We start from the raw sequence: 12,930 nt of genomic DNA, 5'->3' as shown, positions 1-12,930 counted from the left end.
TTTTTTTGAAACGCTGAACGAAACGGAAGGGGCCACGCGCTTCTTCCGTTTCTTTTTGCTGGAGTCTTGGTCATGTCATATCACTGGAACTGGGGCATTCTGCTGAGTCCGGTCTCCACCGGCGAGCCGACCACCTATCTGGGCTGGCTGCTGTCGGGCTTTTGGGTGACGATTACCGTGTCGCTGTCGGCATGGGTGATCGCGTTGATCGTCGGTTCGTTGTTCGGCGTGCTGCGCACGGTGCCGAACAAATGGGCGTCGGGCATCGGCACGCTCTACGTCGCGATTTTTCGCAACATTCCGCTGATCGTGCAATTCTTCATCTGGTATCTGGTGATACCGGAGTTGCTGCCGGTCTCGATGGGCACCTGGTTCAAGCAACTGCCGCCTAGCGCGCAGTTCTTTTCGTCGTCGATCATCTGTCTCGGGCTCTTTACCGCCGCGCGCGTGTGCGAGCAGGTACGCTCGGGCATCAACGCATTGCCGCGCGGCCAGCGCGCCGCGGGTCTCGCAATGGGCTTCACGCAATGGCAGACGTATCGCTATGTGCTGCTGCCTGTCGCGTATCGGATCATCGTGCCGCCGCTTACGTCGGAGTTCCTGAATATCTTCAAGAACTCGGCGGTGGCGTCGACCATCGGTTTGCTGGATCTGTCCGCTCAGGCACGCCAACTCGTCGACTACACGTCGCAGACGTATGAGTCGTTTATCGCGGTCACGCTGGCCTACGTGCTGATCAATCTGGTCGTGATGCAACTGATGCGCTGGGTCGAAGCCAAGACCCGGTTGCCTGGCTATATCGGAGGCAAGTGATGCACCATTTCGACTGGAGCGGTATTCCGGGCGCACTGCCTACGTTGTGGACCGGCGCGATAGTCACGTTCAAGATCACGCTGATCGCGATCGTGATCGGCATTGTCTGGGGCACGGTTCTCGCCATGTTGCGGCTTTCGTCGTTCAAGCCTTTCGAGTGGTTCGCGAAGGGCTACGTGACGATTTTCCGCTCGATCCCGCTGGTGATGGTCCTGCTGTGGTTCTTCCTGATCGTGCCGCAGGTGCTGCAGAACGTGCTCGGCCTGTCGCCGGATATCGACATTCGCCTCGCGTCCGCGATGGTCGCTTTCTCGCTGTTCGAGGCGGCGTACTATTCCGAGATCATCCGCGCCGGTATTCAGTCCGTGCCGCGCGGGCAGGTCAACGCGTCGTTCGCGCTCGGCATGAACTACGCGCAGTCCATGCGTCTCGTGGTGCTGCCGCAGGCATTCCGCGCAATGGTGCCGCTGCTGCTCACGCAGGGCATCGTGCTGTTTCAGGATACGTCGCTCGTCTACGTGATCAGCCTCGCCGACTTCTTCCGCACCGCCACGAATATTGGCGATCGTGACGGCACGAATGTCGAAATGGTACTGTTCGCGGGCGCGTGTTATTTCGTGATCTGCGTGATCGCGTCGACCCTCGTCAAAGGTCTTCAGAAAAAGGTCGCAAGATGATCTCTATCAAGAATGTTTCGAAGTGGTACGGCCAGTTTCAAGTGCTGACGGACTGCACGACGGAAGTCAAAAAGGGTGAAGTGGTCGTGGTGTGCGGACCGTCGGGTTCGGGCAAGTCGACGCTGATCAAGACCGTCAATGGTCTCGAGCCGTTTCAGAAGGGCGAGATCGTCATCAACGGCCAATCGCTGACTGACAAGAAAACCAACCTGTCGAAGCTGCGTTCGAAGGTCGGCATGGTGTTCCAGCACTTCGAGCTGTTCCCGCATCTGTCGATCGTGCAAAACCTCACGCTCGCGCAAATCAAGGTGCTCGGCCGCTCGAAGGACGAGGCGTCGGCGAAGGGGCTGAAGCTGCTCGATCGCGTCGGTCTGCGCGCACATGCGGACAAATTCCCGGGGCAGTTGTCGGGCGGTCAGCAGCAGCGCGTGGCGATTGCGCGCGCGTTGTCGATGGACCCGATCGCAATGCTGTTCGACGAACCCACGTCGGCGCTCGACCCGGAAATGATCAACGAAGTGCTCGACGTGATGGTCGAACTCGCGCAGGAAGGCATGACCATGATGTGTGTGACGCACGAAATGGGCTTTGCGAAGAAGGTCGCGCATCGCGTGATTTTCATGGACAAGGGCTTGATCGTGGAAGACGACCGCAAGGACGACTTCTTCGCCAATCCGAAGTCCGATCGCGCGAAAGATTTTCTCGCGAAGATTCTGCACTGAGGTTGCGAGTGCGGCGGCGTTTCGCACGCGATCTGCCCGCCAGTGCTGCAACGAAAAGCCGCTCGAAAGAGCGGCTTTTTTTATTGCTGGTGTGGTGCTATCCGGCGTTTTTCACGACTCGAACGCCGCCGCATCATCTGCCGCTTCGAGATCCACTTCCAACGCCGCCGCGGCGGGCGTGTTGGACACCGAGGCCGCGATCGTGCTCGCCGAAGCGGACGCATCCAGAGCCGGATTGCGCAGCTTTTCCAGCACCGAAGCCGGCACAGGCACATTGACGCGGCCAATTACGTCGCCGTGCTGGAACATCATCAGGTCGCCGGGTTCGAACGCGGTCCACACTTCGTTGTCGGTCAACGGCTGCGTCGCGATCACCGCGACACGGTCTTCCGGTGTGGTGTACTTGGCGAAGTCGATCGAGACGTCGGCATCGACGAGATGCGCGGTGGAAAAAGGCCAGCGCCGCACGATGTAGTGCAGATGCGTGGAGCAATGCGCGAACAGCGCCTGGCCATTCGACATCAGAAAATTGAACACGCCGAACTGCGTAATCTCGCGCGTGAGTGTTTCGAGCGCGGCGAAGAGTTCATTGAGCGGCGGTTGTTGCGCGCCGGGAAACGCCTTGCGCAAACCTTCGAGCAACGCGCAAAAAGCGAGCTCGCTGTCGGTCGTGCCGACTGGCTGATAGACGCCCGTAAGTACCGGCGAATAGTCTTTCAGATCGCCGTTGTGCGCGAAGATCCAGTGGCGCCCCCACAGTTCGCGCATGAACGGGTGGCAGTTTTCGAGCAGGATGTGCCCTTGCGTCGCCTTGCGAATATGCGCGATGGTGTTCTTCGACTTGATCGGATAGCGCTTGACCATTTCGGCGATCGGCGAGGTGGCCGACGATTGATGGTCGATGAACAGGCGACATGCTTTGTCTTCGAAGAAGGCGATGCCCCAGCCGTCGGCGTGGTGATCGGTGACGCCGCCGCGCGCCGCAAAGCCGGTGAACGAGAACGTGACGTCCGTCGGCGCGGCGCAGTTCATTCCGAGAAGTTGGCACATGTTGCGGGTAAGCCTGTGAACGGGGCGAGCCGTTACAATGATGATTTTCCAAGCATATCACCGAGCCAGAAACGCCAAATAGCAAAATTGACGTGTGTTCAGGCCGCAACACGGCGGTTTGACCTCATAGCTGGCGCATTGCTCGCATTTTCAGCCGCCTCCTGTTCCGCTCTCGCTCTCCTCTCGCCATGACCGATTCCAACGCTTCTTCTGATTCCCGCGACTCGATCACGCTCGCACGCCCGGACGATTGGCATTTGCACGTCCGCGACGGCGCAATGCTTGCCGCCGTGTTGCCGGACACAGCCCGCCAGTTCGCCCGCGCGATCATCATGCCGAACCTGAAGCCGCCGGTCACGACCACGGCCATGGCGCAGGCGTACCGCGAGCGCATCATGGCCGCCATCCCGGCCGGCGCAAAATTCGAGCCGCTGATGACGCTGTATCTGACGGACAACACGCCGCCAGACGAAATCCGCCGCGCGCGCGACAGCGGTTTCGTGCACGGCGTGAAGCTTTACCCGGCTGGCGCCACGACCAACTCGGACGCGGGCGTGACCGACATCATGAAGTGCGCGAAAACGCTCGAAGTGATGCAGGAGACCGGCATGCCGCTCCTCGTGCATGGCGAAGTGACGGACGCGTCGATCGATCTGTTCGACCGCGAAAAGGTGTTCATCGATCGGGTGATGACGCCGTTGCGCCGCGACTTCCCCGCGCTGAAAGTGGTGTTCGAGCACATCACCACTAAAGACGCGGTCGACTACATCCGCGAAGCCGGCGTTGCGCCGAACCTGCTTGGCGCGACGATTACCGCGCACCATCTGCTCTACAACCGCAACGCGATTTTCCAGGGCGGCATTCGCCCGCACTATTATTGTCTGCCGGTGCTCAAGCGCGAGACGCATCGCATCGCGCTGGTCGAAGCGGCGATCTCGGGCAATCCACGTTTTTTCCTTGGTACCGACAGCGCGCCGCATCCGAAGGGTTTGAAGGAACACGCTTGCGGCTGCGCCGGTTGCTACACGGCGCTGCACGCGCTGGAGCTCTACACCGAAGCCTTCGACAAATCGGACGCGCTCGACAAGCTCGAAGGCTTCGCGAGTTTCTTCGGTGCGGATTTTTATGGTCTGCCGCGCAATCAGGAAAAGGTCACGCTGCGTCGGGAAGAGTGGACGTTGCCTGCGGAACTGCCGGTCGGCGATACGCCCGTTGTGCCGCTGCGCGGCGGTGAGTCGATCGGTTGGCGGCTGATTTGAGGCTTTGCCAGATGCAGAGTGACGCGGGCGCGGGGGTGAACGACGGCGAAGGCGCTGGGGCAGGTGTGGGCGCAGAAGCGGCGCCGGGCGCGGGCGCGGCGGCGCTTGCGTCTAGTGCGGCGAACGCTACGTGTGGACTGGGCGCAGGAAGTGGGTCGAATGTTGCAAGTGGTGGAAGTGCTGTGACTGCTGTGAGTGCTGTGAGCGCTGCCGGTGCGGCTGGTGCTGAGAGTACTGTCAGTGCTGCTGCTGCGGCAAGCCTAGCGAGCTCATCAAGTGCGGCGACTGGCATCCCGGCAAACGCACCGGCAAACGCATCGGCAAACGCACCGGCAAACGCACCGGCAAACGCACCGGCAAACGCACCGGCAAACGCACCGGCAATTGCATCGGCAACTGAACCCACAACCGCACCCGCCCCCGACGCGTACCAAAACCTTGCACGGTCAGGCTTCGCCGCTATCGACTGGTCTAAGCCCTGGTTCGCGCACTTCGCCGGACGCGGCCAGCGCTGGCAGCGGGCCGCACTCGCGAGTCACGCCGCCTTGCTCGCTGAGATGAATGCCGACGCCGCCGACACGCGTCAGACCACAGGCCGCGGCCAACGCCTCGCGTTCATCGCGCAGGACGAACTCCCGCCGGGCGCCGCCTACGAGGCGCACATCGCGTCGACCGGCCGCGTGCCGACACGCCACAACTTGCACGACTTCTTCAACGCGTCGATGTGGTTCGCCTTCCCGCGCGTCAAGGCCGCGCTCAATGCCCGGCAGTCGGCGGCGATCGACCTGCTGGGCGTCGGGCCGACGCGCGGCGGCGTGCGAGATACGCTCACTCTCTTCGACGAAAACGCACTTCTGTTTGCGTGCAGCGATCCAGCGTTGAGCGCCGCGCTGCGCGGCTTCGACTGGCAGACGTTGCTGCTCCAGCGGCGCGACGCATGGGGCTCGAGTTGCGAGGTGCGCTGCTTCGGCCATGCGCTGCTGGAAAAACTCATCACGCCGTTCAAGGGCTGCACGGGGCATGCATGGATCGTCGACGTACCGTCAGCGTACTTCGAATGGGACGCCGCGGCCCGCGACGCGTGGCTGGACGACGCCGTCAGCGCTGCGTTGCTGACCACCGACGCGCTGACGAGCCGGCTGTTCGCGCCGCTTCCGGTGCTCGGAATTCCGGGCTGGTGGCCCGACAACGAGACACCGGCCTTCTACGACGACAAGTCCGTATTCCGCTCCGGCCGGCGCGCAGATGTTAAAATCGGCGCCAGCAAAGCAGGCTAGGCAGTCGCGGCCTCAGCGGCTTCGGCCAAAGAGGGCGAGGAAAGTCCGGACTCCACAGGGCAGGGTGATGGCTAACGGCCATCCGTGGCAACACGCGGAACAGGGCAACAGAAAGCAAACCGCCGATGGCCCGGCGCAAGTCGGGATCAGGTAAGGGTGAAACGGTGCGGTAAGAGCGCACCGCGGCTGCTGCAAGGCAGACCGGCACGGTAACCTCCACCCGGAGCAATTCCAAGTAGGCAGGCGCGCATCTTCGAGATGCAGGACGGGGCCCCCGTCTCGTCTGCGGGTAGGAAGCTTGAGCGTGTCAGTAATGACTCGCCTAGAGGAATGGCTGCCACGCGCGTCGCGTCTTCGGGCGTTGCGCGTGCACAGAATCCGGCTTATCGGCCTGCTTTGCCACCTCACAAAAAAATGCCGGCGTCTTTTCAGAATGCCGGCATTTTTCTTTTCTGCGTGCGGGGCTTCGGTCAGGACCGCCCGCGCGGCTTGTGCTTTCGCCGTGACACTGCGCTCAGTTCGCCACAATATCGAACGAGTGCGTGAGTTCGGCCGTCTTCGCGATCATGATCGACGCCGAGCAATATTTGTCGTGCGACAGGTTGATCGCGCGTTCCACGGTGGCCGGGTTCAGATTCTTGCCGGTCACGGTGAAGTGGAAATGGATCTTCGTGAACACTTTCGGATCTTCGCTGGCGCGCTCGGCCTTTAGCGTCACCGAGCAGCCCGCAATCTCCTGGCGGCTTTTCTTCAGGATCATCACGACGTCGTAGGCGGTGCAACCGCCCGTGCCGAGCAGAACCATTTCCATCGGACGGGGCGCGAGATTGCGGCCGCCGCCCTCAGGCGCGCCGTCCATCGCGACCAGGTGGCCGCTGCCCGTCTCAGCAGCAAACGCCATCCCGTCTTGCCCCATCCAGCTCACTTTGCATTCCATGCTGTGCTCCACCGCGCTTCGCTATATCGAGACGGCATTGTAGCCCGGCGATTCAGTGTCCGCCCGAGGCGACTTGCGACTCAAAATATGCGCAATGACGTCTCACGTGCTGCAGCGCGGCATGTTGCGACTGGTGAGGGAGTTTTCCGACCGTTTAGGGGTTTTGCTCTAGGCGCGGCAGGGTTGTGTCACACAAACGCGTATGCCTCGCTGGGGGCTCCTCGGGCGGACGCTCCTCTCCCTGTTTCAATCCACATTATGAAATTTAATTTCACATTGCAAATGTTCTTGCGTTGCACAAGCTTGCTTCATATGATTGCGACATCGGTTGCGGCAGTTCGCAACCTCCGCTGTCTCCTCCACCTCCTCCTTTGGTGGATTAAACCCGAACCACTTGTTCGGGTTTTTTTTCGCCCGCCTTCTGACCTGCGCGGAAAGCCCACGAAGGCGCGTTTGGCATCAAGTCCGCACGTTTTGACTTGACGCCGCAAATTCCTTTATAATTCAGGGCTTTTCCGCATTCGCGCCCGCGGAGGAAGAACAGGGAGAGCCTGCACGCGCCTCGATGCGCACACTACAAGCAGGAAAAAACACATTGGGCGCAGCAATTTTTTTGGATCGATCATGAAGACGTTTTCCGCAAAAGCCCATGAGGTGACGCGCGAATGGTACGTGATTGACGCGACGGATAAGGTTCTCGGGCGTGTCGCCAGCGAAGTGGCACACCGTCTTCGCGGCAAGCACAAGCCTGAATTCACTCCGCACGTCGACACCGGTGATTTCATCATCGTTATCAACGCCGGCAAGCTGAAGGTCACGGGCAACAAGGCTACTGACAAGAAGTACTATCGCCACTCGGGCTACCCGGGCGGTATCTATGAAACGACGTTCGGCAAGATGCAGGAACGCTTCCCGGGCCGTGCGCTCGAAAAAGCGGTCAAGGGCATGCTGCCGAAGGGCCCGCTCGGCTACGCGATGATCAAGAAGCTGAAGGTCTACGCTGAAGCAACGCATCCGCATTCGGCGCAACAGCCGAAAGCGCTCGAGATCTAAGGGGAGCCCACATGATCGGTAACTGGAATTACGGCACGGGCCGCCGCAAGAGCGCCGTCGCACGCGTGTTCATCAAGGCAGGCAAGGGCGAGATCATTGTGAACGGCAAGCCTATCGCCGATTACTTCTCGCGCGAAACGTCGCTTATGATCGTTCGTCAACCGCTGGAACTCACGAACCACGGCGTCACGTTCGACATCAAGGTCAACGTCAACGGTGGCGGTGAAACGGGTCAAGCCGGCGCGGTTCGCCACGGCATCACCCGCGCGCTGATGGACTACGACGCAACGCTGAAGCCGGAACTGTCGAAGGCTGGCTTCGTTACGCGTGACGCTCGTGAAGTCGAACGTAAGAAGGTCGGCTTCCACAAGGCACGTCGCAGGAAGCAATTCTCGAAGCGTTAATCGCTTCGGGTGCGAACCGGCTCCAGGGTCGGAACGCAGCAAAAGCCGCCAACGCTGTCGCGAAGGCGGCTTTTTTTATGGTCAGTGGCCCGATTGGAAACAACGGCTTGGGCGCCGCGCCGCCCGCTTCGGCCGATGCAGGCAGACTGTGCGCGCAACGGCAGCGTCGATTCGGACGACTGTAAGAACCCATTGATTTTGTGGGCTTCGGCACGATATTGAGATCAGCCCTACAATAGCGGTTAGAAGCTTTTTGGAGAGTTCGAATGAACGCAGTCACCGACACACCCGTGACCGAGATGCCCGCCCCCTTCGTTTTTACCGACGCAGCGGCTGACAAGGTCAAGCAACTGATCGAAGAAGAAGGCAATGCGGACCTCAAACTGCGCGTTTTCGTGCAGGGCGGCGGCTGTTCCGGCTTTCAGTACGGCTTTACGTTCGACGAAGCCGTCAACGAAGACGACACCGTCATGAACAAGAGCGGCGTGCAATTGCTGATCGACTCGATGAGCTATCAGTACCTGGTCGGCGCTGAGATCGACTACAAGGACGACATCAACGGCGCGCAGTTCGTGATCAAGAACCCGAACGCGACCACTACCTGCGGTTGCGGTTCGTCGTTCTCGGTCTGATAGCGGGCAGACAAAACGTTGTAAAGCAACGGGGCCTCGCGCCCCGTTTTTTATCGCCTGTGCACGCCGACGGGGCGCCCGCCCGCGCAACCTGTGCAAGCGCCCTCGCTCAATGACGAAAGCGTCAACGCGGGTAAATCGCTCCCAGCACACGTTCCGCGCTCGCGCCGGTAACAGCCGGCAAACTCCCCGGCAGACGCGCCACGCAGCGCATCGCGAGCCACGCAAAGGCCAGCGGCTCGACCTGACTCGGCGGCACGCCTAGGGCGTCGGTCGTCATCACGGGCACGCCGCTTACGCCGCTGTCTTCCAGTGCCTGCTGCAGCGCCTTCATGATCTCCGGATTGCGTGCGCCGCCGCCGCACACGTAGACCGCTCGTGCGTCCGGCGCGTGCCGCTCGATCTCGCGCGCGACCGTCACGGCGGTTAGCGCGACCAGCGTCGCCTGCACGTCCGCCGGCGCGAGTCCGCCAAACGGGCGCAGTTTCGCATCCAGCCACTCGGCATTGAACAGGTCGCGTCCGGTGCTTTTAGGCGGCTGTTGTGCGAAAAACGGTTCGTCGAGCAGCGCGTTCAGCAGAGACCGGTCCACCTGGCCGCTTGCCGCGAACTGACCGTTTTCGTCGAACGGCTTGCCAAGATGGCGCTGCGCCCACTCGTCGAGAAGCGCGTTCGCCGGCCCGCAGTCGAAGCCACGCACGCTGCCGGTCGCATTCAGAATCGTGATGTTGCTGATGCCGCCAAGATTGCACACGACCCGCGTCTCGTCTTTCGCGCCGAACACGGTCGCGTGAAACGCCGGCACGAGCGGCGCGCCCTGGCCGGCTGCCGCGACATCCCTACTGCGGAAATCGGCGACCACGTCGATGTGCATCATCTCGGCGAGCAGCGCGGGGTTGTTGATCTGCCGCGTATAGCCTTTCTCCGGCCTGTGCCGCACCGTCTGCCCATGCACGCCGATCGCGCGCACTTCGGCGGCGGAAACGTGGCAGCCGCGCAGCAGCTCGTGACAGCACACCGTATAGCGCGTGGCGAGCGCGTTGGCAGCCAGTGCTTCTCGTTCGATCTCGTTTTCGCCCGGCTGCTGCAGCGCGAACAACGCGTCGCGCAAGCCCGCCGCAAAACCGACAAACGCCTCGGCCAGCACCACGGGCGGCTTCCCTTGGTCGAAGCGGACAGCCACGCCGTCCACGCCGTCCATGCTCGTGCCGGACATCAATCCAAAGTAGACGCCGTCTGCGGGGTCTTGCGCCACGTTGCTGCTCCTGGTAATGGTTCGTTGCTTGTTCATTGCCGCTTCTCTGCCGCTTCTTTGCGAAGGTTTTAGCAGATTATCGATGCAAGCGCGCTCGAATATGAAGCGCGTCGCCACCGGAGCGGCGTCCTGCGGTGTGCGGATCCCACCGGCGCGGCGCGCTCTTGGCCCTGTCGGTGGGCGCGGCGGCGTGCATCTATGGGACAATCTACTTTTTTCCGCGACTTCCCGTTTCCAGCATGAGCACCGAGTCCACCAAGCCTAACGCCGCCCCCGCCTTTCCGATCACCGACGAAGTCCGTCACGCGCTCGCCGTCACGAAGCGAGGCGTCGACGAATTGCTGATCGAAGAAGAATTCGCGCAAAAACTCGCGAAGAGCGCGGCGACCGGCACGCCGCTGCGTATCAAGCTCGGACTCGATCCGACCGCGCCGGACATCCATATCGGCCACACGGTCGTGCTGAACAAGATGCGTCAGTTGCAGGATCTCGGTCACACGGTCATTTTCCTGATCGGCGATTTCACGTCGCTCATCGGCGACCCGTCGGGCCGCAATGCCACGCGCCCGCCGCTCACGCGCGAGCAGATCGAATCGAACGCGAAGACCTATTTCGAGCAGGCCGCGCTGGTGCTCGACCGCGAGAAGACCGAGATCCGCTACAACAGCGAGTGGTCGATGCCGCTCGGCGCCGACGGCATGATCAAGCTCGCGTCGCGCTACACGGTTGCGCGAATTCTCGAGCGCGAAGATTTCACCAAGCGCTTCCAGAGCGGCGTGCCGATTTCCATCCACGAATTCCTGTATCCGCTGATGCAGGGTTACGACTCGGTCGCGCTGAATGCCGATCTGGAACTCGGCGGCACCGATCAGAAGTTCAACCTGCTGGTCGGTCGCGAACTGCAGAAGCAGTACGGCCAGGAGCAGCAGTGCATCCTGACGATGCCGCTGCTCGAAGGTCTCGACGGTGTTGAGAAGATGTCGAAGTCGAAGAACAACTACATCGGCATCAGCGAAAAGCCGACAGAGATGTTCGGCAAGCTGATGAGCATTTCCGACGTGCTGATGTGGCGTTACTTCGAGCTGCTGTCGTTCCGTCCGATGGACGAAATCGCAGGCTTTAAAAAAGAGATCGAAGCCGGCCGCAATCCGCGCGATTTCAAGGTCATGCTGGGCCAGGAAATCGTCGCGCGCTTTCACTCGCAGGCCGATGCCGAGCGTGCGCTCGAAGACTTCAACCACCGTGCGAAGGGCGGCGTGCCGGACGATATCCCGGCGGTCACGCTGGCCGGCGCACCGCTAGCCATCGGCCAATTGCTCAAGCAGGCCAACCTCGTGCCGTCGACGAGCGAAGCGTTGCGCAACATCGAGCAGGGCGGTGTGAAGATCGACGGCGCGACCGTCTCGGACAAGGGCCTGAAGGTCGAGTCGGGCGAGTACGTGGTGCAGGTCGGCAAGCGCCGCTTTGCGCGCGTCACGCTCACTGCCTGACTGTGCACGCGATGAACCGAACTTCGCAGCCGGAGCCGGCCCGATGATCGCGTTGATTCAGCGAGTGCGGCGCGCCGAAGTGCGCGTGGCCGACCGCGTGACGGGCGCGATCGACGCGGGCCTGCTCGCGCTCGTGTGCGCGGAGCGCGGCGACACCGAAGCGGCCGCCGACCGGCTGCTCGCCAAAGTGCTCGGCTACCGCGTGTTCAGCGACGCCGCTGGCAAGATGAACCTCTCCGTGCAGAACCTGGACGGCGCAGGGCGCGCAGGAGGTCTGCTGCTCGTTTCGCAGTTCACGTTGGCCGCGGATACCAACAGCGGCTTGCGTCCGAGCTTCACGCCGGCAGCGCCGCCAGACGAGGGCAAGCGCCTGTTCGACTACTTCGTTTCGGCGGCGCGCGCAAAGCATCCTATCGTCGAGACCGGCGAATTTGGCGCGGACATGCAGGTGTCGCTCGTCAACGACGGGCCGGTCACGTTCTGGCTGCAGACCAACGCCTGAGTTTCGCGCAGTTCTTGCGACAATAGCGGTTCGGCACAACCGGCCAACAGCGCCCAACTGGATCCCATGACCACGCAGATTCTGTTTATCCGGCACGGCGAGACCGACTGGAACCGCATCAAACGCATTCAAGGGCACATCGACATTCCGCTGGGGTCGGTAGGACTTGCCCAGGCGCAAAGCCTCGCACGCCGTATCGTCGATCAAGTGAAGCACGGCGCGCGGCTCGATGCGATTTATTCGAGCGACCTGCAGCGCGCGCGGCAAACCGCGCAACCCGTCGCGGACGCGCTCGGCTTACCAGTTCATCTGCGCGAAGGTTTGCGCGAGCGCTCATACGGCGCGTTCCAGGGCCACGACAGCGACGAAATCGCCACGCGCTTCCCAGACGAATACGCACACTGGCAAACCCGCGACCCCGGCTTCACGCCGCCCGGAGGCGAGTCGCAGCGCGCGTTCTACCACCGCGTGTTGCACGCGATCGAACCGCTCGTCGCCGCGCATCCGGGTGGGCGAATCGCCTGTGTCGCGCATGGTGGCGTGCTCGATTGTGTGCGTCGCTTTGCATGCGGTTTACCGCTCGATGCACCGCGCGACTACGCGCTGCTGAACACTAGCGTGAATGTGGTGGACTTCGACAACGGCCGCGCGACGGTGGTGTCGTGGGGCGACGTCTCGCATCTCGACGCACCTAGCGCGGACGATAGCTTCAAGAGGGTTCCGGAACCGGGGCGTTGATCACTCGCGCCGCGTCACTTGAAGTTATCCCACGTGAGCTCACGTCACGCCGTTGAGCGAAGTCCGTCTTGCGCGCCGCAGTAACCCGCCGACGCGCGCGTTTGGACACGCCGTTCACCCC

Annotated in this window: 15 protein-coding genes and 1 other RNA gene; 12 read left to right on the top strand and 4 right to left on the bottom strand. The window is 61.9% G+C overall.

Annotation, left to right across the window (positions count from 1 at the left end):
* Positions 1–72 precede the first annotated feature (72 nt).
* From RW095_RS32450 to RW095_RS32440, 3 genes are read left to right on the top strand one after another with little or no spacing between them, the layout of a single operon-like run.
* Complete coding sequence (locus RW095_RS32450) at positions 73–813, top strand: amino acid ABC transporter permease (protein ID WP_128587650.1); 741 nt, start codon at positions 73–75, stop codon at positions 811–813.
* Positions 813–1,490, top strand: a complete 678-nt coding sequence (gltK, locus tag RW095_RS32445) for a glutamate/aspartate ABC transporter permease GltK (protein ID WP_317020023.1) — start codon at positions 813–815, stop codon at positions 1,488–1,490. The genes RW095_RS32450 and gltK overlap by 1 nt, the downstream gene beginning before the upstream one ends.
* Positions 1,487–2,212 (top strand): amino acid ABC transporter ATP-binding protein, encoded by a 726-nt coding sequence (locus RW095_RS32440; protein ID WP_128587647.1) that lies wholly within the window; start codon positions 1,487–1,489, stop codon positions 2,210–2,212. The genes gltK and RW095_RS32440 overlap by 4 nt, the downstream gene beginning before the upstream one ends.
* A gap of 111 nt (positions 2,213–2,323) precedes the next feature.
* On the opposite strand, the gene RW095_RS32435 is transcribed toward RW095_RS32440, so the two are convergent.
* Positions 2,324–3,262, bottom strand: a complete 939-nt coding sequence (locus RW095_RS32435) for a class II glutamine amidotransferase (protein ID WP_128587645.1) — start codon at positions 3,260–3,262, stop codon at positions 2,324–2,326.
* A 188-nt stretch (positions 3,263–3,450) separates the two neighbouring features.
* On the opposite strand from RW095_RS32435, the gene pyrC reads away from it, so the two are divergent.
* Positions 3,451–4,521 (top strand): dihydroorotase, encoded by a 1,071-nt coding sequence (gene pyrC / locus RW095_RS32430; RefSeq protein WP_317020022.1) that lies wholly within the window; start codon positions 3,451–3,453, stop codon positions 4,519–4,521.
* Positions 4,522–4,758: 237 nt separating this feature from the next.
* On the opposite strand, the gene RW095_RS32425 is transcribed toward pyrC, so the two are convergent.
* Positions 4,759–4,965 (bottom strand): hypothetical protein, encoded by a 207-nt coding sequence (locus tag RW095_RS32425; RefSeq protein ID WP_317022859.1) that lies wholly within the window; start codon positions 4,963–4,965, stop codon positions 4,759–4,761.
* Between RW095_RS32425 and RW095_RS32420 the strand changes: the two genes are divergently transcribed.
* Together RW095_RS32420 and rnpB are read left to right on the top strand one after the other, a co-directional pair.
* Positions 4,905–5,798, top strand: coding sequence for a DUF3025 domain-containing protein (locus tag RW095_RS32420; RefSeq protein WP_394365228.1), 894 nt, complete (start codon positions 4,905–4,907; stop codon positions 5,796–5,798). The two genes, RW095_RS32425 and RW095_RS32420, sit on opposite strands and share 61 nt — an antisense overlap.
* Positions 5,787–6,200, top strand: an RNA gene (rnpB, locus tag RW095_RS32415) — RNase P RNA component class A. Before RW095_RS32420 ends, rnpB begins: the two co-directional genes overlap by 12 nt.
* Positions 6,201–6,312: 112 nt before the next feature.
* Here rnpB and RW095_RS32410 read toward each other — a convergent pair.
* A complete protein-coding gene (locus RW095_RS32410) occupies positions 6,313–6,735 on the bottom strand; it encodes an OsmC family protein (RefSeq protein ID WP_025602559.1) in 423 nt (140 codons plus the stop codon).
* A 624-nt stretch (positions 6,736–7,359) separates the two neighbouring features.
* On the opposite strand from RW095_RS32410, the gene rplM reads away from it, so the two are divergent.
* The 3 genes from rplM to erpA all read left to right on the top strand — a co-directional run bounded on the left by rplM (position 7,360) and on the right by erpA (position 8,824).
* The gene (rplM, locus tag RW095_RS32405; RefSeq protein WP_020069304.1) at positions 7,360–7,788 is read left to right on the top strand and encodes a 50S ribosomal protein L13; all 429 of its coding nucleotides are present in this window, start codon (positions 7,360–7,362) and stop codon (positions 7,786–7,788) included.
* An 11-nt stretch (positions 7,789–7,799) separates the two neighbouring features.
* Positions 7,800–8,192 (top strand): 30S ribosomal protein S9, encoded by a 393-nt coding sequence (gene rpsI / locus RW095_RS32400; protein ID WP_007180423.1) that lies wholly within the window; start codon positions 7,800–7,802, stop codon positions 8,190–8,192.
* A gap of 266 nt (positions 8,193–8,458) precedes the next feature.
* Positions 8,459–8,824, top strand: a complete 366-nt coding sequence (erpA, locus tag RW095_RS32395; protein ID WP_007180424.1) for an iron-sulfur cluster insertion protein ErpA — start codon at positions 8,459–8,461, stop codon at positions 8,822–8,824.
* A 124-nt stretch (positions 8,825–8,948) separates the two neighbouring features.
* Here erpA and RW095_RS32390 read toward each other — a convergent pair whose 3' ends face one another.
* Positions 8,949–10,079, bottom strand: coding sequence for an anhydro-N-acetylmuramic acid kinase (locus RW095_RS32390; protein WP_317022755.1), 1,131 nt, complete (start codon positions 10,077–10,079; stop codon positions 8,949–8,951).
* A gap of 239 nt (positions 10,080–10,318) precedes the next feature.
* Here RW095_RS32390 and tyrS point away from each other — a divergent pair, with 239 nt between their 5' ends.
* The 3 genes from tyrS to RW095_RS32375 all read left to right on the top strand — a co-directional run bounded on the left by tyrS (position 10,319) and on the right by RW095_RS32375 (position 12,809).
* A complete protein-coding gene (tyrS, locus tag RW095_RS32385) occupies positions 10,319–11,569 on the top strand; it encodes a tyrosine--tRNA ligase (RefSeq protein ID WP_087752490.1) in 1,251 nt (416 codons plus the stop codon).
* Between the two features lie 43 nt (positions 11,570–11,612).
* A complete protein-coding gene (dtd, locus tag RW095_RS32380) occupies positions 11,613–12,071 on the top strand; it encodes a D-aminoacyl-tRNA deacylase (RefSeq protein ID WP_175149090.1) in 459 nt (152 codons plus the stop codon).
* A 66-nt stretch (positions 12,072–12,137) separates the two neighbouring features.
* On the top strand, positions 12,138–12,809 hold the full coding sequence (locus RW095_RS32375; protein ID WP_317020021.1) for a histidine phosphatase family protein: 672 nt from the start codon (positions 12,138–12,140) through the stop codon (positions 12,807–12,809).
* Positions 12,810–12,930: the final 121 nt, after the last annotated feature.

Source organism: Paraburkholderia kirstenboschensis (genome assembly GCF_032806925.1).
Lineage (GTDB): Bacteria > Pseudomonadota > Gammaproteobacteria > Burkholderiales > Burkholderiaceae > Paraburkholderia > Paraburkholderia kirstenboschensis.
This window is presented reverse-complemented; position numbering and strand designations above follow the sequence as displayed.

Excerpts from the sequence above, each read along its gene's own strand:
- RW095_RS32450 (WP_128587650.1), top strand. The coding sequence starts at position 73 with ATGTCATATCACTGGAACTGGGGCATTCTGCTGAGTCCGGTCTCCACC.
- gltK (WP_317020023.1), top strand. The coding sequence starts at position 813 with ATGCACCATTTCGACTGGAGCGGTATTCCGGGCGCACTGCCTACGTTG.
- RW095_RS32440 (WP_128587647.1), top strand. The coding sequence starts at position 1,487 with ATGATCTCTATCAAGAATGTTTCGAAGTGGTACGGCCAGTTTCAAGTG.
- RW095_RS32435 (WP_128587645.1), bottom strand. The coding sequence starts at position 3,262 with ATGTGCCAACTTCTCGGAATGAACTGCGCCGCGCCGACGGACGTCACG.
- pyrC (WP_317020022.1), top strand. The coding sequence starts at position 3,451 with ATGACCGATTCCAACGCTTCTTCTGATTCCCGCGACTCGATCACGCTC.
- RW095_RS32410 (WP_025602559.1), bottom strand. The coding sequence starts at position 6,735 with ATGGAATGCAAAGTGAGCTGGATGGGGCAAGACGGGATGGCGTTTGCT.
- rplM (WP_020069304.1), top strand. The coding sequence starts at position 7,360 with ATGAAGACGTTTTCCGCAAAAGCCCATGAGGTGACGCGCGAATGGTAC.
- rpsI (WP_007180423.1), top strand. The coding sequence starts at position 7,800 with ATGATCGGTAACTGGAATTACGGCACGGGCCGCCGCAAGAGCGCCGTC.
- erpA (WP_007180424.1), top strand. The coding sequence starts at position 8,459 with ATGAACGCAGTCACCGACACACCCGTGACCGAGATGCCCGCCCCCTTC.
- tyrS (WP_087752490.1), top strand. The coding sequence starts at position 10,319 with ATGAGCACCGAGTCCACCAAGCCTAACGCCGCCCCCGCCTTTCCGATC.
- dtd (WP_175149090.1), top strand. The coding sequence starts at position 11,613 with ATGATCGCGTTGATTCAGCGAGTGCGGCGCGCCGAAGTGCGCGTGGCC.
- RW095_RS32375 (WP_317020021.1), top strand. The coding sequence starts at position 12,138 with ATGACCACGCAGATTCTGTTTATCCGGCACGGCGAGACCGACTGGAAC.